Genomic DNA, 18643 nt, shown 5'->3' on the forward strand with positions numbered 1-18643 from the left:
GGCTGCGTCAGACGCAGCGGCCACCCCGGACACGGCAGGCACTGAGACCACGGCAGGCACTCGTGCCACGGCAGGCACTGAGACCAGGGCAGGCACTGAGACCAGGGCAGGCACTGAGACCAGGGCAGACGCTGGGGCCACGGCGGGCAATGAGACCTCGGCAGGCGCGGCGGCCACGGCAGACGCTGGGGCCGCGGCAGGCGGGCGGGCCACGGCAGGCGCCGAAACCGCGGCGGGTACCGAAACCTCGGCAGGTGCGGCCGCTGCGGCGACGGCTGGGGGTGCGTCGGCGGGTGGGGACCGTGAGGTTGTCCTGCGACTTACGGATGTTGTGAAGGTCTTCCCGGGGGTTCGGGCGCTTGACGGGGTTCAGCTGGAGGTTCGGGCTGGTGAGGTGCACTGCCTGCTCGGGCAGAACGGGGCCGGCAAGTCGACTCTGATCAAGACGCTGGCCGGGGTGCATCACGCTGATGCCGGGGAGATCACGTGGCTGGGGGAGCCGTTCGCGCCGGCTACGCCTCAGGCGGCGATGCGGGCCGGGATCGCGACGATCTATCAGGAGCTGGACCTCGTCGACGATCTGTCGGTGGCGGAGAACGCGTTCCTCGGGCATGAGCCGAGCCGGTTCGGGTTCAGCCGGCGGCGGATCTCGGCGAACCGGACCCGGGAGATCCTGGCGCGACTGGGGCATGCCGAGATCGCGCCGCGGCGGATGGTCCGTACGCTGCCGGCCGCCGCCAAACAGGTGGTGAGCATGGCGCGGGCGCTGTCCCACGACGCCCGGCTCATCGTGATGGACGAGCCGAGCGCGGTGCTCGCCCACGACGAGGTGGCGAACCTGTTCCGGATCATCAGGGAACTGACGGCGCAGGGGATCGCGGTCATCTACATCTCGCACCGGCTCGACGAGATCCGGGAGATCGGTGACCGGGTGACGGTGCTGAAGGACGGCCGGACCACCGCGGCGAACCTGCCGGCGCGCACCACCCCGACCCGGGAGCTGGTGGGCCGGATGACCGGGCGTTCGATCGAATACGTGTTCCCGCCACGGCAGGGGCAGCCCGCCGCGGAGCCGCTGCTGGTGGTGGAGAACCTGACCCGGTCCGGCGAGTTCGCCGAGGTGAACCTCACGGTGCGGCCCGGCGAGATCGTGGGGGTCGCCGGACTGGTCGGGTCCGGCCGGTCCGAGCTGCTGGAGACCATCTTCGGCGCTCGCCGGCCGGAGTCCGGCACCGTCACGGTCGGCGGCAAACCGGTGCGCGGGGTGGGCTCGGCGGTCCGGGCAGGCATGGGCATGGCCCCGGAGGAGCGCAAGAGTCAGGCGCTGCTGCTGGACGAGCCGGTCTACAAGAACATGACGCTCGCCTCGTTCGCCCGGTTCGCCCGGGTGGGCTTCACCGACGCGGGCCGGGAACGGGTGGCGGCCGAGCGGACCGCCGACTCGCTGGAACTGAGGCCGCGGGACGTGGTCCGGCCGGTGCGGACGCTCTCCGGCGGCAACCAGCAGAAGGTCGTGGTGGGCCGCTGGCTGCTCGGCGAGACGAAGCTGCTGCTGCTCGACGAGCCCACCCGGGGCGTGGACGTGGGCGCCCGGGCCGAGCTTTACCAGGTGATCCGGGACCTGGCAGCGCAGGGCGTCGGCGTGCTGCTGGTCTCCAGCGAGGTGCCCGAGGTGCTGGGCCTGGCCGATCGGGTGCTGGTCATGCGGGAGGGCCACCTGATCCACGAGGCGCCGGCCGGGGAGATCGACGAAGACACCGTACTCAACCTCGTGATGGCGGGGTCGCTTCTGGAGGGGGAGCCGGCATGACCGAACTGGCGAGCGAGTCACGCACCGAGAAGCGTGCCGGCCGGGAGCGCCGGCGGCTCGACGAAGGCACGATCCGCAACCTGGGCCTCGTCGCCGTCCTGGTGATCCTGGTGATCATCGGAATCATCACCCGGCCGGAGCTGTACAGCGACCCGACCTGGGTGCGGAACAACTTCCTGACGATCCTGCAGCAGGCCTCGGCGATCGGCGTGGTCACGGTCGGGATGACCTTCGTGATCATCGGGGGCGGCATCGACCTCTCGGTCGGCGCGATCATCGCGCTGGCCGCGGTCTGGTGCACCACGCAGGCGACTCAGAGCTTCGGCGCCGGCGGCATGATCTTCACGGCGCTGGCGGTCGGGATCGGCGTGGGACTCGTCAACGGTGTGCTCATCGCGTACGGAAGGCTCGTGCCCTTCATAGCGACCCTGGCGATGCTGGTCGCCGCCCGGGGGCTCGCCGCGCAGATCTCCGGTAAGCAGACGCAGATCTCCGAGAGCTCGGTGATCAACAGCATCGCCACCACCAAGATCCTCGGTATCCCGATGCTGGTGATCATCCTGGGTGTCGTGGTGGCGGCCGGCTGGGTGCTGCTGAACCGCACGACGTTCGGCCGCCGGACCGTCGCGGTCGGTGGCAACCCGGAGGCCGCCCGGCTCGCCGGCATCAACGTGAAGCGGCAGACCCTGCTGCTCTACGTGCTCTCCGGCTTCTGCTGCGGCATCGCCGCGATCATGCTGACCTCGCAGGCGACGAGCGCGCAGGCGGCGATGGCCAACCTGTACGAACTGGACGCGATCGCCGCGGCCATCATCGGCGGCACGCTGCTCAGCGGCGGCCGGGGCACCATCATCGGCGCTCTCTTCGGAGTGCTGGTCTTCTCCACCATCACCAACCTGTTCGCGATCAACAACCTTCCTACCGAGGTCCAGAACATGGTCAAGGGCGCCATCATCGTGGCCGCCGTCTTGGTCCAGCAGTTCCGCTTCTCCGCAGTGACGAACCTCTTCAAGAGATAGACGGGAGCATCAATGTCCTCATTGTCCCGTAGGCGCGTCCTGTTCGGCGGCGCCGCCGTCGGCGCCGGCGCCCTGCTCACCGCCTGCACCAGCAACGACACCTCAAACAATGCCCAGGTCAACACGAACAGCGGCAACGAGAACGCCGCGCCCGGCGAGAAGGTGGTCATCGGCTTCACCGCCCCGGCCGCCGACCACGGCTGGATCGCCGCGATCACCAACAACGCGAAGGCCCAGGCCGCGCAGTACGAAGACGTCGAGCTCAAGGTCACCGAGGCCGGCGCGGACGCCGCCGCCCAGCGTGCCGCGATCTCGACGATGATCGCCGAGAAGCCGACGATCATCGTGATGCTGCCGCACGACGGCAAGGAGCTGAACGCGTCCGCCGAGGAGGCGATGCGGGCCGGTATCCCGGTGGTCAACCTGGACCGGGCGTTCCCCTCGCAGGACGCGTACCGGCTGCAGATCAAGGGCGACAACTACGGTATGGGGCTGGCCGCCGGGGCGTACATCGGCGAGCAGCTCAAGGCCAAGGGCGTCAGCAATCCGATCATCGGCGAGATCCCGGGCATCGACTCCCTCGAACTCACCCAGGAGCGGACGAAGGGATTCAACGACTCGCTGGCGATCTACGGCTTCAAGGTCGCCAACCGCCGCCCGGCTGACTTCACGATCGACGGTGGACAGAAGGCGGCGACCGATCTGCTCCAGGCCCTGCCGAGGATGGACGCCCTCTGGAACCACGACGACGACCAGGGCGTCGGTGTGCTCGCCGCGATCCAGCAGGCGAACCGCAACGAGTTCTTCATGGTCGGCGGCGCCGGCGCGAAGTCCGCGATCGATCACATCGCCGCGGACGACTCGGTGCTCAAGGCGACGGTCACCTACAGCCCGTCGATGGCTTCCTCGGCGGTCTCGCTGGCGCGGCTGATCGCCCAGGGCAAGGGGATGGCCGACCTGGTCGAACTCCAGGTGCCGAAGGAGATCACGCTCGCTTCCGAGACGATCACCAAGGAGAACGCCGCGCAGTACGCCAAGCTGGGATTCTGATCGAAACAGGAGGCGAAATGTCTCAGGACCTGCGAGTCGGCATGGTCGGCTACGCGTTCATGGGGGCCGCGCACTCGCAGGCCTGGCGTACCGTCAACCACGCTTTCGACCTTCCGCTGCGTGCGCGGATGTCGGTGGTGTGCGGCCGTTCCGAAGGTGCGGTGGCCCGTGCGGCCACCCGCCTGGGCTGGGAGGGCCACACCACCGACTGGCGGGCGCTGGTCGAGAGCGACGAGATCGATCTGATCGACATCTGCACGCCGGGCGACACGCACGCCGAGATCGCGCTGGCCGCGCTCGCGGCCGGCAAACACGTTCTCTGTGAGAAGCCACTGGCCAATTCGGTGGCCGAGGCGAGGGAGATGGCGGCGGCCGCTGCCCGAGCACAGACCCAGGGCGTACGGGCGATGTGCGGTTACAACTACCGGCGGGTGCCGGCCGTCGCCCTGATGCGGGACCTGGTGGCCTCCGGGCGGATCGGAGCCATCCGGCACGTCCGTGCGCAGTACCTCCAGGACTGGATCGTCGATCCGGAGTTCCCGCTGGTCTGGCGGCTGCGCAAGGAGATCGCCGGATCGGGCGCGCTGGGCGACATCGGCGCGCACATCGTCGACCTCACCCAGTTCGTGACCGGCCAGTCGATCAGCGCGGTGTCGGCGCTGACCGAGACGTTCATCAGGTCCCGGCCGCTGCCGTCGGAGTCGGCCGGGCTGGCCGCCTCCTCTATCTCCTCGCCGAACGGCGCAGGACGAGGCGACGTCACTGTCGACGACGCCGCCCTGTTCCTGGCCCGGCTGGACGGGGGAGCGGTCGCCACATATGAGGCGACCCGCTTCGCGACCGGCCGCAAGAACGCGTTGCGGGTCGAGCTCAACGGCGCGCTCGGCTCGCTCGCCTTCGACTTCGAGCGGATGAACGAGCTGGAGTTCTACGACGGGACCCGGCCCGGGACCGAGCAGGGATTCACCCGGATCCTGGTCACCGAGCCGGACCATCCGTACCTCGCGGCCTGGTGGCCGCCGGGTCACTCGATCGGGTACGAGCACTCGTTCACCCACGAGGTCCGTGACCTGATCGAGGACATCGCGGCGGGCCGGGAGCCGGCGCCGTCGTTCACCGATGCGCTGAGGGTGCAGCTGGTTCTGGACGCGGTCGAACGTTCGGCCTCGACCGGATCCTGGACCGACGTCGAGACGGTTCTGGAGCCCGCCTGACCGCTAGTAATCGTCCCGCCAGGGTCGGCAGAGGGACGGCGCGGCTGCGCCCCGCGCCGGCCGGCCGTGGCGGGCGGTCAGCTGTCCGGAATCGTTCATCGGTGTGCATCCGCACCGGATCACGGCACGCGCCGAACGCACGGGCAGGCGGTCAGTGCATGTCCGTTTGTTCAGAGTCTGAACACGAGAGGTGTCCGACTCTGCCCTTCTTTCGGGTGACATCGAAAGCTACTCGCTGGTCACCCATGCCGCGCACATTGGCGTGTATGAATAACTGTGACCGTTTCAGGTCAAGTCGTGGCCGGTCAGGGTGTCGCACGGGCGGTGCGCCGATGATCCGTGATGCGACGCAGTCTCGTATCCGAGGACATGCATTCCACGGATGGAGGCGGCGATGACAACCCCGCGGCGCGGCAGCGGTCGATCCGAGACAGCTCCCCGGATGGTCCATACTGGAGGCGTTAGCACGAGCGAATGCACGTGCACCTGCACGGGTGACCTCGTCCGGGGAGGATTTTGATGCGGTTGCGCCATCCTTCCGGCCGGATCGTGCACCTCAGCTGCGGCATCAGCCTAGACCACGCTGAGTCGCCGTCCGCCGGGCTGGAACTCCTCGACGCCGCCGCCTCCGAACTGCGATCCCACATCGCGACCGGGCTCCTCGGCGTCGCCCTCCGGTTGCCGCCCCCTCTCGCCGCCGCCCTCGCCGACGGCGGGCGTGCCCGTACCCGGCTGCGTGCCGAGCTCGACGCCAAGGGGCTCGAGGTCGTCACGCTGAGCGGCGTGCCCGACGCCGAGGGCGGCGGCGAGAACACCCCGGGGGACTGGTCCGAGTCCTCCCGCGTCCGGCACACCCTTGACCTGGCCCGGATCCTCGTCGACCTGCTGCCGTTCGAGGAGGTCCGCGGCGCGATCTCGACGATCGGGCTGGGCCGGGCCGACGACTGGGACGAGGAACGGCAGAAGGCCGGCGCCCGCCACCTGTCCCGGCTCTCCGGCGGCCTCGCCGACCTGGCCTGGCGGGTCGGACGCGCGGTCCGGTGCGGTTTCCAGCCGGGACCGGGCGGGGTGCTGGACAGCCCCGAGCAGACCGTCGCGGCGCTGACCCGGGTCGACAAGGACCGCCTCGGCGTCTGCCTCGACCTGGCGAGCGTGGTCCGCGACTGGTCCGACCCGGCCGCCGGCATCGACCGGATCACCGACGCCGGCCTGTCGGTGATAACGGCCCGGATAACCGACCCGGCAGCGGGCTGGCAGCCGGTGCTGCGCCACCTCCTCGCGGCCGACACCGCCCGCACCGAATACGTCGATGTGGACACCGCCCACAGTGCGGCGGACCTGCCGTACGTCCTGGAGGAGCTCACCGCCCTCGGCCTGGTGCCGGAGCAGCAACCCTGCACCGCGCCCTGATCTCGCCCTTTCGTCTTCCCCCGCCGCGGCCGTAGAGTCCAGGGCAGGGCATCGCTGACGCGGCGGCCCGGTCCGGGTGGCGCAGACCCGGTCCGGACTCTCCACCCGTCCGCCCGCGTGCCCGCATGCGCCGGTTCTTCCCTCGCCGGCTGTCCTCCGGCGTTCCTCGCCGGTTCCGGCTTTGAGGGAGGATCAATGGCACGACCCATCACGCTCTTCACCGGTCAGTGGGCTGACCTGCCGTTCGAGGAGGTGTGCCGGCTCGCGGCGGAGTGGGGCTACGACGGCCTGGAGATCGCCTGCTGGGGCGACCATTTCGAAGTGGACCGGGCGCTCGCCGAGGACGGTTACCTCGACCGGAAGCACGAGCAGCTCGCCAAGCACAACCTGAAGTGCTTCGCGATCTCCAACCATCTGGTCGGCCAGGCCGTCTGCGACCACCCGATCGACGAGCGGCACCAGGACATCCTGCCGGCCGCGATCTGGGGCGACGGCGACGCCGAGGGGGTGCGGCAGCGGGCCGCGGAACGGATGAAGGACACCGCGCGGGCGGCGGCACGGTTCGGCGTCCGTACGGTCGTGGGCTTCACCGGGTCGTCGATCTGGCACACGGTCGCGATGTTCCCGCCGGTGCCCGCCTCGATGATCGACCGCGGTTACGAGGACTTCGCGGCGCGCTGGAACCCGATCCTCGACGTCTTCGACGAGGTCGGTGTCCGGTTCGCGCACGAGGTTCATCCGAGCGAGATCGCGTACGACTACTGGACCACCCGGAGGACCCTCGAAGCGATCGGGAACCGGCCCGCGTTCGGACTCAACTGGGACCCGTCCCACTTCGTCTGGCAGGACCTCGACCCGGTCGGATTCATCCTCGAGTTCCGGGACCGGATCTACCACGTCGACTGCAAGGACGCGAAGGTGCGCACCGGCGACGGCAGGCGCGGCCGGCTCAGCTCGCACCTGCCCTGGGCGGATCTGCGGCGTGGCTGGGACTTCGTGTCCACCGGCCACGGCGACGTGCCCTGGGAGGACTGCTTCAGAGCCTTGAACAGCATCGGGTACGACGGACCGCTCAGCATCGAGTGGGAAGACGCCGGAATGGACCGTCTCGTGGGAGCGCCGGAAGCCCTCAAGTTCGTTCGCGGGCTCGCCTTCGACGCTCCGTCGGCGGCGTTCGACGCGGCGTTCTCGTCGTCGTCCTGATCTCCGCGTCTTGGTTGCTATGCACGCCTAGGGCCGCCCCGCATCGTTGCGGGACGGCCCTACAGCAGAACCGGCCTCAGTAAGTGGTGCCGGTGCTGGTGCCCTTGGACCCGGCGAGCGAGTCGCTGGGGGCGAGCAGTTCGTCAGAGCTCTTCGTCGTGCTGTCAGTCGTGCTGTCGGTCGTGCTCAGCTTCTCCCCGAGCTTGGACGACTGCAGCTTGTCCTTGCCCTCGGAGTAGAGCTTGTTGGCCTGCGCCTGTGCGACGCCGGCCGCCTCCTGGACCGTGGGGTTCTCCCAGATCTTCTGGGCGTTGGCCCGGATCTCCTCGTACTTCTCCCGGCCGGCACGGCTGCCCAGGACGAAGCCCGCCGCGAGACCGGTGAGGAACAACAGCTTTCCGCGCATGGTGGCGGCTCCTTCCGTTCATGACGCGCGTGCGTCTGAGGGCTGCATACCCATCCTGTCGAGGCGATACTCACCTTCTCCCGGATTCAGGAGATGTCGCCTGAGAGGGGTGGGTATCCCCGTTGGTGAGGTGCCCGGGAGGTCATGTAGTCTGTTCTCCGTCGCCAGGGAAACCGGGCGGCACAGAACAGAGCAGTCCCCGATAGCTCAATTGGCAGAGCAGCCGGCTGTTAACCGGCAGGTTATTGGTTCGAGTCCAATTCGGGGAGCCTCCCAGAACCCCAGGTCTGATGGCCTGGGGTTTTCTGTTGTCAGCCTCTGTATAGCCTGGCGACCCGCTCGACCCGCACAGTGGTGACGCGTATCTGACAGGGACTGTCCTCGCACGGGCGTGTCGACGTACAAGGCATGATTTTGATCTTGATGGTGTTTCTCTTTCGCCTCCTCGGGCGCTCATGCCCGGTTTACGCTGAGTTCCGCGTTGAATGCAGCCAGTGAGGTGGTTATGTCGCAGCCGGTTGAGGTGGACGTCGTCATCGTCGGCGGCGGGCTCGCCGGGCTGTCGGCCGCCCGCAGGCTCGACCGTGCCGGCGTGGAATGGCTGCTCGTCGAAGCGTCCGACCGGATCGGCGGGCGCGTCGCCACCGACGTCATCGACGGCTGGCACCTGGACCGCGGATTCCAGACGATCAACACGTCCTATCCGCGGCTCGCCGCCCTCGTCGACATCGACGCGCTCGACATGCGCTACTTCACCTCCGGCGTGCTGGTCCGCCGCGGCAACGCGCTGCACCGGCTGGAGAACCCGCTGCGCGAACCCCTCGGCACACCGAAAACCCTGCTCTCCGGTGTGGGAAGCCTCGCCGACCGGCTCAAGTTCGCGGCCCTCGCCACCCGCTGCGCCAGCCTGCCCGTCCAGAAACTCCTCGATCTGCCGGAGACCACCACGCAGGAGATGCTGCGCAGAGCCGGCATCTCGCACCGGATGATCGAGGAGGTTCTGCGGCCGTTCTTCTCCGGCGTCCTCGGCGACCGCTCCCTCGACACCTCCAGTCACGTCACCACGATGACGCTGCGCTCCTTCACCCGCGGCCGCATCGGCGTGCCCGCCGCCGGCATGGCAGCCCTGCCGGCCGCCATCGCCGGGCCGCTGCCGTTCCCGCAACTGCTCATCGGCGCCCGCACCCTCTCCATCGGCCCCGGCATGGTCGTCACCGAAGCCGGCGAGATCCACTGCCGGTCGGTGATCGTCGCGACCGACGCGGTGTCCGCCGCCTCCCTCCTGCCGTCCTTCCTGCCGCGCCCCGACGTGCACGGACTCACCACGTTCTACTTCGGCGCCCCGCACGCGCCCATCGACGAGCCGATCCTGCTCCTCGACGGCGACCGGCGGGAGATCGTCGCCAGCACCGTGGTGATGAGCAACGCCGCCCCCGAATACGCCCCCGGCGGCATGAGCCTCATCGCCGCGAACGTCGTCGGCGTGTCCGCGCCCTCCAGCGCCTCCGAAACCGTCATCCGGGTCGAACTGTCCCGCATCTACGGCGCCCCCACCGACGACTGGGAACTCCTCGAAGTGATCTCCCTGCCGGACGCCCTCCCGTTCGCCCCGGTGCCCCAATCCCGCCTGCGCAAGCCCGTGGCACTCGGCGACGGCCTCTTCGTAGCGGGTGATCATCGCGACAGTCCGTCGATCCAAGGCGCCCTCGCCAGCGGTTGGCGCGCCGCCGGCGCGGTCCTGTCCTCACTCGGCGCCGTCCGGCTTGGAGCAGGCTCATGAGCGATTTCAATCCGGAGAATTACGCTGAATTCACCACGCAGGACGGGCCACTCGAACCCAGCGTGGGCGACGACGATCTGCCGGCGATCGAGGACCTGCAGCCCCCGGACATGGTCGTCGACCCGTCCCGGCAGATAGTCCTCCAGCCGAAATCCCTGGTGCAGTGATAGATCGCCTAGCTGTGGGCGTGGCGCACGGGATAGGATCGCCGCCGGTACGGGGCGGTAGCTCAGTGGGTTAGAGCAGGGGACTCATAATCCCTCGGTCGCGGGTTCGAGTCCCGCCCGCCCCACTCGTATCTGTCTGGGGGCGACCCCCAGACCCCACGGTGCGGTGGGCGCGCTGGGTGCGTCGGTCCAGGCCGCGGCGCGTCCTTGAACGTGTCTACTTTAGACCCCACGGTGCGGGGGCGCCTTGTGCAGGGGCGGGTTGGTGCTCCTTCGCGGCATCCATAGATCCTGGATCGAACGTCGGTGGTGAGCAGCGGCTGCGCACGAGTCGCGGTCATCTCGGCGCTTCCTAGCCCGGCAACCCGGCAGGCCGAGGCGGCTATGCAAACAGCGCGGCGGCGTAATCGTCGGGGCCTACAGGGGATCTCTCGACCAGCGTCGAGAGGTGGTCTTACTTCTGCCCTGGCCAGGTGAACGATTCGGAAATCTTGGTCGCCTTCACCCTCGGAGATTCGGCCCGGCCGCAACTGGGCATGGGCGCACCCCAGGCAGTCCTCGTTGCGCTCGACGGCTCAAATGTGGCATTGCGCGAACCGCGGGTCGCTCGGGCGTCGCCCCGGGCTGGATGTGCTAGATGGGTACGTGCCCAAGAGTCGTGGTCGTCCCTCGGGACGAGGTAAGCCGCAGCGTCCGGTGCGTGAGTTGCGGTTGTCGGACCGGTTGATGCGTGACGCGGTAACGATCGTGTCCGAGGACAGTGTGCTCGAGGTCGAGCGGTGGGCCAGTGGGTGGCTCGGCGCGGCGTGGTCTACCGCGGGGCTCGGCGAGCGTGAGCCGGAGCAGATGTTCCACCTGGAGGTGGTGGGCAGGGCGTCGACGCGGCCGTCGCCGCACGGGCTGGCCGCGGTGGCGGCGCTGCGCCGTGTCGCCGCTCCCGGCGAGTGGTCGATGCTGGACGGCACGCTGGAGATCTTGTCGGAGAGCCAGCCGGTGCCGCAGTGGTTGGAGGCGGCGGCTTTCACGCCGGTTCGGGCGTGGCGGGCGCTGGACGTCTGGGACAGCGAGCACGTGCTGTTCGTCGAGTTCGCCGGGCAGACGCCGCACACGTTGATGGCGCAGATCTCCCTCGCCGGTGGTGTGCTGGTGGACAAGCTGGCGGTGCTGCAGCCCGGGGCTGCGGAGACCTGGGACCGGCTGCGCGAGCCCGGCGAGGTGCCGATGACGGCCGTCGAGTGCCGGTCGAAACCGTGCTGGCGGAACTGGCCGACGCGTTGCGGACCACAGACATGATTTGGCCCCGCCACGATGACGAGGACTTCGTCGACTGGCGCGCGTTGGCCTGGTCACGATGCCGGTCGTATCTTCCGGACTTCCGTGACTGGCAGCCGATGGGCGAGGAGGAACGGGAACGATTGCTGGACGGGTTCGCGCCGGTCGACGACACGGTCGCCAGGTCGCTGGCCGACCTGTTCCTGGACTACGGCGACGGCTACATGACCAGCGGCCCGATGTGCTGGAGTCCAGGGCAGATCGGCGTGTTCCTGGCCGACTGGTTGCCGCGCAAGGTGGCGCTGGACGCCGAGCAGCGTGCCGCGCTGCCCGAGGTGTTACGACGCTGGGTCCAGTACGCCCTGGAACGCCGGGCGGTCGCCCCGGAATGGATCGGTCCGGTGGTCGATGCGGTCGACACGTTCCTTCCCGCATTCGAGGAGGCGTTCGACGACACGGCGGCGTGGGGTCCGGCTAAGCAGATCGCCGCAGAGTTGGCGGCCCGTGGTGTCGATCTGTCCGACTCGGAAGCGGTCGAGGAGGCCGTGCGGGGACTCAACGCCGAACGCCTCGCTCGTTATCTGACCGACTGATTACCCGAACGAGGCACCCGTGACGGTCCGGCCTCGGCAGCTCATAGGTTGGTGGCATGTCGATGTCTGATGCCGTGCTGCTACGACGCGCTGGCGATCTCAAGGGCGAGCTGGTGGCGTTTTCTCAACAGCCCCGCTTCGACCGCGCTGCGTCAAGTTTCCTGGCCCAGCACGGCAATGGCCTGGAAGATGCCGATGAGCAGCGGTGGATGCTGCTATGGGACTGTTTCGTGCTGGAACATCGGCTGGCGAACGGCCGTACGGTGGTGGACCAGTTCGTGGACGCCCGGCCGGACCTGCCGGAGGCCGAACGGGAGATGGTGCTCGGCTGGCGCGATGTGGTGGAGGGCCCGTTCGAGGTGCAGCGGAAGGACGGGCCTGCGCTCGTCGTGGAGAGTTTGGTTGACGATTTGACCTATCGGGTCCGATCGAACATGGGCCCGGCCGTCTTCAAGCAGATGCCGCGCCGCTCGTTCATCATCGCCCGGCTGGTCGCGGTCGGTGATGAGTGGATGCTGAGCGGGCCGGTACAGGTCCTGCCCGCGAGCCAGCGGGACATCGCTTATCAGCTCGCGATCGACATGTCGTTGCGTACGCCGGATGCGGTCTTCCGAAACCCGGACAAGGTGACACTGGCATGGAAACACCAGCGTGCCGACCGTGCGCGGTTCGTCGAGTTCTTCGGCACCGACCTGCTGGTGGTCCCGGGGGAGCAGACGCAGGAGCGGCTCGAGGGCTACTACACGTACTGCCGTGATGCGGTTCTCGGGCCGGCCCCGAAGGACGTCCCGCCGGCGGTGTCGATGTCGTTGCCCTCGGACGTGACCGATGCGGAGACAGTGGCGCTGATTTACGACGAGATAGACGGACTCGGTTTCTACGCGGAGTTCGGCCTCGTGGAGGAAGCGTTCGCGAACCCGGACTTGCTGCGACGCCGCCGGTGGCGCGAGCAGACACTGTCCTACATCGAGGACGACGGCGTGGAGCCGATGGTCCTGCGTCGGCTGGCGGCGACGGATCCGGAGAAGGCGAGTGTCGTGTTCCGCCGGCTGCTGAAACGGCCACGGTTCGACTGGAGCCGGGACGGTGAGGCACTGATGCGCGAGATCAAGCCCGGCTATTACGACCGGCCACCGCGCCCGCGAGTGAGCCCGCTCAGCGAGCGCTTGGCAGAGTTCGCCAAACGCCGCTGATCACGAACGATATGGCCAGAGCTACTCGTAGCGGTAGCGACAGGAGATGATGGTGATCTCGTTGGCCTCGACGGCGTACACCATGCGGTGTTCGTCGTCGATACGCCGGGACCGGAGTCCGGCGAGGTTGTTTCGGAGGATCTCCGGTTTGCCGATGCCCTGGCCGTCGGGGTCGCGTTTGATATCGGCAATCAGCGTGTTGATGCGTTTGAGGGTTTTTCGATCCCGGGTCTGCCAGTACAGGTAGTCGTCCCCGCCGTGGTCGGTCCAGCTGAGTTTCACTCCTCGGGCCCGAACTCGCGCTCGGTGGCGCGGCCAGCACGCCACTGCTCGACGCTCTCGGCAAGGCGCTTGGCGTTGGCGGGCGATCGGAGCAGGTAGTTGGTCTCCACGATGGAGTCCCAGTCCTCCTTGCTCACCAGGACGGCGTTGCCCCGCTAGGAGACGATCTCGATCGGGGTGTGGTCCTCGTTGACGCGCTCGATAAGCGGGAAGAGGGACCTACGCGCCTCACTGGCGCTGATCGCTGACGTCATGACGCCTCCCTAGGTTGTACCGGATGCGGTACCACTCTGCTGGTGGCGGTGCGCCCGCTCCTGGCGCCCGCTCAGGGCCGCCGACGGCGACCCGAATGCGACTACCTGCTACGTGAGCTGGTCAAACGTCCCGGTAGTGGGTTGCCGGGGACGGCGATGGAGTGGTTCGCGTGGTGCAACGCCCGGCCCTCCAGTGGAAACGCGGCGTTCCTTCACATTTTAAGTTCGAGGAACAACCCCGTTCAGAACCGCTAGATGATCGACGCTCATCAAGCTACGGAGCGTGTGGACAAAGAAATGGACAAAACTGGGGCGCAGCGGCTCTAGTGCACCGCAACCCTCGTACCGTCACGCTTATGAGGCTGCCTCCGGGCACCCCGACCGAACACGCGCTCGCCGTCCCGATGCGCCGGTGCAAAGCGGCGAGTTCCCCGCGCCGACCGAGGAGCGCCGTCTCTCCCTACGGAGAACGGCGCTACGTATGGTCACGCTACCTATCGCGCTGGCGTCTGGCTGCACCGTCAACCGCTTCCGCGGCGAGGATGCCTGAGAGGCCGTGCGATGAGGCGAACCCGCGTGGCCGCGTCGCGGCATGGAAGCGGGCAGCAGAAGCCGAGGACACCGTATTCCCGCGTGGCTGTGTCCAACCGGGTGAGCGCACCTGCGCACAGTGGAAAAGTGCGGCTAACCTCAGCGGCGTCAGCCGATCGAAAGGCGCTGGGGTGGACGACGACGCGATTCAGTTGATCAGCGATGGTGATGGCCTCGCGGTCATCGGTGATCCGCGGGCGGTGGAACAGTTCTTGAGAGACAACGGCTGGTGGGCCGGCTCGCAGGACTTCCGGGAGCAGGCCACCGCGGTCCTCGGTGCCGCGGCAACTGTCGTGGGCGAAAGCGCGGAGATGACCGCGGGTGCGTTCCGTTGGGTCCAGCTCACCGAGGACTCCGCGGCGTTATGTGAGAAGTTCGGGTTGCGGGCGTCGTCGGCGACCGGCGCGCCAACTGGCGTCATCAAAGCCGACAAGGGGCGAATCCGTACGTACGTGCAGTTCGTGAAGGAGTCGGGATCGTTGCTGACCCCGGCAGCGGTCGCCGGCGTCGCCGGGATTCTCGCGCAGCTCGCCGCCCAAAAGCAGATCGCCAGGATCACCGCCTACCTGACCCGGATCGACGCCGGCGTCACCGACATCCTCGCCAATCAGGAGATCCGGGAGCTGGCCGCCCTGTACGGCATCGGCGCGGTCCTCGACCGGGCGATGATCATCCAGGCCAAGACCGGTGAGGTAGACCCGACGCTGTGGTCCACCGTCCAGGGCGGGCACGAGACGATCGCGACCGCGTGCGGGTACGCCCTCGGCCAGCTCGAACGCATCGTCGGGAACCTCGAAAGCAAGACCGGTATCGGATCGCTGGCCCAGGCCGCGGCCGACGCCGAACGCGAAGCGCACCGGTGGCTGGTCGTCATCGCCCGGTGCTTCCAACTCGAACGCAGCCTCACCGTCGTCGAGTTGGACCGCGTCAGCCAGGAGAACCCGGAGAAACTCGACGCTTACCGGGAAGGCGCGTACGAAGCCCGGCGCACGCAACTCGACCACGTCCTGCGGCGCACCAGGAAGGTGCGGGCACGGTTGGACACGGTCGTCGACACCGCTAACGACCACGTGTTCACGAACCCGCGTAAGTCGCCGGCGGTCGTCGAGTCCAGCAACAAGCTGTCCGGTCTCGTCGCAGACCTGTACGGGCTGATCGGCATCGACGCGGTAACCGGTGAGCCGTGGCAGGCGCGGCCGTGGCAGGACGCCGCGAAACAGAAAGCGATCGACGCCGGCCCTGCGGTAGCGGCAACCGCCGTCACCGGGGCCGTGGTCGTCGGCACGGTCGTGCAAACCCCAGAGTTGCGGAACGCGGTCCTCAAAGCCGGCCGTACCGTACTGCGTCGGCTCATCTGACCTGGCCGATCGGCGGTGTGGTCACGGATGTGCAGAGTCACCGTGACCACAGGAGCACGGCCTATCAGACCCTCGATCATCGGCCACGTATCACTGAAGACCGGAACCAGTTAGAGGCGTAGGCGGGTGGCTTCGCAGGACGGCCTCGACGATCGTAATCATCCGCTGCGCGGCTCCGTGCAGAACGCCAGCACCCGTCGAGCCGCATCCGGAATCGGTATCGGAGCCAGGACGTCACCGGCGAATCCTGCCGTGGCTGCGAGAACCGTCTTTTACGCTCGCGCAGCGCGTCCAGACATCGTAGGTAGCCCAATTGCTACTCCTGGCGGTGGTGGAACTGGGCCGGAACCGGCTCGTTTCCACCACCGCCGACGGGCGTCGATCAGTTGGTGATCCAGGCGACGCTAGCTTGGTCGATGGGGGCGTTTACGGTGGAGTAGTAGCCGTTGACGGCGCAGGTGGTGCCACCGCAGACGACGTACGAGGGTTGGGTTCCACTGTTGGGGCTTGTCAGAGCGTCGGCGGGCATGGGTGCGGGCTGGGATTTCCAGATGCCGTCGGTGAACGACAGCAGTGTCGGGCCGTTCGTCCAGCCGGTTACGGGTTTGAGGGTTCCTGTCCATGCTGCGCAGGTGGAGCCACCGCAGCCGGTGAGGGTGTGGTTGTTGTTCTCGGCGTGCGGGGTCCAGATGACGCCATCCGTGCTGGTCCAGATCCAGGTCTTCTCGCCGTTGTAGTCGTGGCCGCCGGTGATGGCGCAGATCCGGTTGCCGCAAGTGTTGCCGGCGTAGTCGATGGGCCGGTCCATGTTCTCGGCGGTGAGGGTGAGGGCGCGCCAGCTGGTCAGGCTGGTCCATCCCCATACGGCGAGGGCGTCTGAGCCGCTGTCGCGGATGCGGAGCCGGGCGGTGGTGACGCAGAAGGTGCTGCAGGTGACTGCGTCGATGTAGCTGCTGCTGGTGTCGACCGTGGTGGGCAGGTTAACCGGGCTGCTCCAGCGGCCGCCGGTCCACGTCCATCCCTGGAAGGTGAAGGTGGCGTCGCCGTTAGCCGGGTTGTAGGTGGTGACCATGCCGCAGACGCCGTCGCCGCAGCCGATCGGTTGCCGGCCATAGGCTCCGCCGTCCAGCCCGGCTGGTTTGGGCGGGAGGAAGTGGGACCAGCCGCTGGCCTGGTAGGTCCAGACGATCTGATGCCAGGTGTCGGTGGTGTCTACGTAGGAGCTGGCGATGGCGCAGACGCCGGTACCGCAGCTGACTGCCGGGTTGATGTCCCAGTTGCTGAATGCGGTGCCGGGAGCGGCGGTGCTGGTGGGCATCGGCGCGTAGACGGATTTCCATCCGGTGGCGGCGGTCCAGGTGGTGAGGATCGCGTGGGTGGGGCCGTCCTGGGTGGAGTTGGCCCAGGTGATGGTTGCGCAGGTGTCCTTACCACAGCTGACGGTGTAGTTCGTGACCCAGAGGTGGGTGGTGCTGGGTGTGGGGATGACCTGGGCTTTCCAGCCGTTGCCGGTGGTGGTCCAGACGATGATGGCGTTGGTGCCGGGTATGTCTTTGCGGGGGTAGTAGCCGAGGGCTGCGCAGGTGCCGGTTTCGGTGCAGCTCGTGGAGTAGACGACGCCGTTTGTGTCTTCGACGCCAGCGGGCAGTGGGGGTTTGGTGGTGATCCAGGTGCCGCCGCTGGCCCTGCTCAGCAGCGACGGCGTGTTGTTGTTGCTGGAGTCGAGGGTGTAGCCGGTGCACAGGGTGGTGGTGCAGCTGAGGCCGCTGATGAAGGGGATGCCGTTCGCGGTGGTGGCTTGCCATCCGGGTGCCGGGGTGGCCGCGGGGTTGACGGTGAGGCGTTTGGTGGCGGCAGCTGTTCGGGTGCCGAGGGTGTCGGTGAAGGTGACGCTGAGGGTCGAGGTGCCGGCTTTCGTGGGGATGCCGGTGATCTTGTTGCCGTTCTGTTTGAGCCCGGCTGGCAGGGTTCCGGTGATTGTCCAGGTGCCGGCCCGGTTGTCGGTGGTCGCGAGCGTGGCGGTGTAGGGCTTGCCGAGTGTGCCGGTGGGTAGGTTGCCTCCGACGACGACGGGCTGGGTCTTGGTGTGTGGCAGGGCTTTGTTGGCGAGCAGGAGTTTGGCTTCCTGGGTCCAGCCAGTCAGGTTGGGGTGATAGGAGGTGGTGATGGAGCCGAATGGCCGGTCGCGTAGCGGGTCGACCATCCACCGGTTCGGGTTGTTCTTCTGGGCGTAGAGGCCGTGGAACGGTGGTCCGCTGAAGAGTTTCTGTACCGAGACGAAGGTGTAGGGCTTGTAGGCGGAGTAGGTGGTGTTGAGTTTGGCGACCACTGCCTTCTGGAGGGCTTCGCCCTTGTCGCTTATGGCTTTGAGGCGTTTACCGACGGCAACGGGGACCGTTTTGGTGCCGGATTTGTAATTGAGTGTGTAGTTGGTGTCGCCTTCAAGGTAGGCGTAGCCGAGCATCACGATCTTGATGTGCGGGTTTGCTCGGCTTTTCGACTTGACGTAGACGCTGTCGAGGACCTTTTTGACTCGTTTGCCGAGTTCGCTGTCGAGGTTGGCTCCCGAGCCGATCATCTTCTCTGCGGCGGTGAGAAGCGTGTTGCACTTCGCCCCGGACCGAGAAGCGGCGACGAGGCATTGGATCACGATGTTGTTGAAGTTCGCGTCGTTGCCGCCAACGGTGAGGAAGATGAGGTCCTCGGCTCCGGTGATCGCGTCGTTCTGCGCCGGCCGGCCGCTCTTCGGGTTGGCGAAGTCGGCGGAAACGGCTCCGCTGCAGGCGACGGTGGTGACCTTCGTCGGCTGGCTGTACGGGGCGGCTTTGAGCATGGTGGCGTACTGCTCGCCGTAGTTCTTCGACGACCGCCAGCACCCGGCTGCGCCCTGGTAGATGCCGGTGCCGTTGCCGGCGCTGTAGCTGTCACCCATGACCAGGATGTTCAGCGGCAGTTTCGTCAGTGCCGCCGCCGCGGGTCGAGCGTCTGCCGGAATTGTCAGTATCGCAGCCAGGAGCGCGAATACGGCAAGTGCAGGCCGG

The 18643-nt window shown here is 67.7% G+C and carries 17 protein-coding genes and 2 tRNA genes; 14 read left to right on the forward strand and 5 right to left on the reverse strand.

Annotation, left to right across the window (positions count from 1 at the left end; all coding sequences use genetic code 11):
• The first annotated feature begins 331 nt into the window (after positions 1 to 331).
• The 6 genes from EP757_RS16670 to EP757_RS16695 all read left to right on the forward strand — a co-directional run bounded on the left by EP757_RS16670 (position 332) and on the right by EP757_RS16695 (position 7706).
• Positions 332 to 1810, forward strand: a complete 1479-nt coding sequence (locus EP757_RS16670; RefSeq protein WP_232050543.1) for a sugar ABC transporter ATP-binding protein — start codon at positions 332 to 334, stop codon at positions 1808 to 1810.
• Positions 1807 to 2829 carry an ABC transporter permease gene (locus EP757_RS16675; RefSeq protein WP_127547100.1) on the forward strand — a complete coding sequence of 341 codons (1023 nt, stop codon included), beginning with the start codon at positions 1807 to 1809 and terminating at the stop codon, positions 2827 to 2829. Before EP757_RS16670 ends, EP757_RS16675 begins: the two co-directional genes overlap by 4 nt.
• A gap of 12 nt (positions 2830 to 2841) precedes the next feature.
• Positions 2842 to 3879, forward strand: a complete 1038-nt coding sequence (locus tag EP757_RS16680) for a substrate-binding domain-containing protein (protein WP_127547102.1) — start codon at positions 2842 to 2844, stop codon at positions 3877 to 3879.
• Between the two features lie 17 nt (positions 3880 to 3896).
• The gene (locus EP757_RS16685) at positions 3897 to 5093 is read left to right on the forward strand and encodes a Gfo/Idh/MocA family protein (protein ID WP_127547104.1); all 1197 of its coding nucleotides are present in this window, start codon (positions 3897 to 3899) and stop codon (positions 5091 to 5093) included.
• Between the two features lie 519 nt (positions 5094 to 5612).
• Positions 5613 to 6503 carry a TIM barrel protein gene (locus tag EP757_RS16690; protein ID WP_127547106.1) on the forward strand — a complete coding sequence of 297 codons (891 nt, stop codon included), beginning with the start codon at positions 5613 to 5615 and terminating at the stop codon, positions 6501 to 6503.
• A gap of 195 nt (positions 6504 to 6698) precedes the next feature.
• Complete coding sequence (locus tag EP757_RS16695; protein WP_127547108.1) at positions 6699 to 7706, forward strand: sugar phosphate isomerase/epimerase; 1008 nt, start codon at positions 6699 to 6701, stop codon at positions 7704 to 7706.
• Between the two features lie 76 nt (positions 7707 to 7782).
• On the opposite strand, the gene EP757_RS16700 is transcribed toward EP757_RS16695, so the two are convergent.
• The gene (locus EP757_RS16700; protein ID WP_127547110.1) at positions 7783 to 8112 is read right to left on the reverse strand and encodes a hypothetical protein; all 330 of its coding nucleotides are present in this window, start codon (positions 8110 to 8112) and stop codon (positions 7783 to 7785) included.
• Between the two features lie 196 nt (positions 8113 to 8308).
• Here EP757_RS16700 and EP757_RS16705 point away from each other — a divergent pair.
• The 7 genes from EP757_RS16705 (at position 8309) to EP757_RS16725 (ending at position 13117) form a co-directional block, all read left to right on the forward strand.
• Positions 8309 to 8381, forward strand: a tRNA-Asn gene (locus EP757_RS16705).
• Positions 8382 to 8617: 236 nt separating this feature from the next.
• Positions 8618 to 9892, forward strand: a complete 1275-nt coding sequence (locus tag EP757_RS16710; protein ID WP_127547112.1) for an NAD(P)/FAD-dependent oxidoreductase — start codon at positions 8618 to 8620, stop codon at positions 9890 to 9892.
• Positions 9889 to 10059 (forward strand): hypothetical protein, encoded by a 171-nt coding sequence (locus EP757_RS43260; protein WP_174262406.1) that lies wholly within the window; start codon positions 9889 to 9891, stop codon positions 10057 to 10059. Before EP757_RS16710 ends, EP757_RS43260 begins: the two co-directional genes overlap by 4 nt.
• 51 nt (positions 10060 to 10110) lie before the next feature.
• Positions 10111 to 10184, forward strand: a tRNA-Ile gene (locus EP757_RS16715).
• 601 nt (positions 10185 to 10785) lie between these two features.
• On the forward strand, positions 10786 to 11352 hold the full coding sequence (locus EP757_RS43385; RefSeq protein ID WP_197725525.1) for a hypothetical protein: 567 nt from the start codon (positions 10786 to 10788) through the stop codon (positions 11350 to 11352).
• Positions 11349 to 11924 (forward strand): hypothetical protein, encoded by a 576-nt coding sequence (locus tag EP757_RS43390; protein WP_197725526.1) that lies wholly within the window; start codon positions 11349 to 11351, stop codon positions 11922 to 11924. Before EP757_RS43385 ends, EP757_RS43390 begins: the two co-directional genes overlap by 4 nt.
• A gap of 56 nt (positions 11925 to 11980) precedes the next feature.
• Positions 11981 to 13117 carry a hypothetical protein gene (locus EP757_RS16725; protein WP_127547113.1) on the forward strand — a complete coding sequence of 379 codons (1137 nt, stop codon included), beginning with the start codon at positions 11981 to 11983 and terminating at the stop codon, positions 13115 to 13117.
• Between the two features lie 21 nt (positions 13118 to 13138).
• On the opposite strand, the gene EP757_RS16730 is transcribed toward EP757_RS16725, so the two are convergent.
• The 3 genes from EP757_RS16730 to EP757_RS44620 are packed head-to-tail and all read right to left on the reverse strand — an operon-like array spanning position 13139 to position 13653.
• The gene (locus tag EP757_RS16730) at positions 13139 to 13399 is read right to left on the reverse strand and encodes a Txe/YoeB family addiction module toxin (RefSeq protein WP_127547115.1); all 261 of its coding nucleotides are present in this window, start codon (positions 13397 to 13399) and stop codon (positions 13139 to 13141) included.
• On the reverse strand, positions 13396 to 13539 hold the full coding sequence (locus EP757_RS44615) for a type II toxin-antitoxin system Phd/YefM family antitoxin (RefSeq protein WP_305033646.1): 144 nt from the start codon (positions 13537 to 13539) through the stop codon (positions 13396 to 13398). Before EP757_RS44615 ends, EP757_RS16730 begins: the two co-directional genes overlap by 4 nt.
• A 15-nt stretch (positions 13540 to 13554) precedes the next feature.
• The gene (locus EP757_RS44620) at positions 13555 to 13653 is read right to left on the reverse strand and encodes a type II toxin-antitoxin system prevent-host-death family antitoxin (protein ID WP_305033065.1); all 99 of its coding nucleotides are present in this window, start codon (positions 13651 to 13653) and stop codon (positions 13555 to 13557) included.
• 356 nt (positions 13654 to 14009) lie between these two features.
• Between EP757_RS44620 and EP757_RS16740 the strand changes: the two genes are divergently transcribed.
• The gene (locus EP757_RS16740; protein ID WP_127547117.1) at positions 14010 to 15602 is read left to right on the forward strand and encodes a hypothetical protein; all 1593 of its coding nucleotides are present in this window, start codon (positions 14010 to 14012) and stop codon (positions 15600 to 15602) included.
• Between the two features lie 382 nt (positions 15603 to 15984).
• On the opposite strand, the gene EP757_RS16745 is transcribed toward EP757_RS16740, so the two are convergent.
• Entirely contained in the window at positions 15985 to 18534 is a 2550-nt protein-coding gene (locus EP757_RS16745) for an SGNH/GDSL hydrolase family protein (RefSeq protein WP_160165808.1), read from the reverse strand.
• Positions 18535 to 18643 lie beyond the last annotated feature (109 nt).

It is taken from the genome of Actinoplanes sp. OR16 (assembly GCF_004001265.1).
Taxonomy (GTDB): domain Bacteria; phylum Actinomycetota; class Actinomycetes; order Mycobacteriales; family Micromonosporaceae; genus Actinoplanes.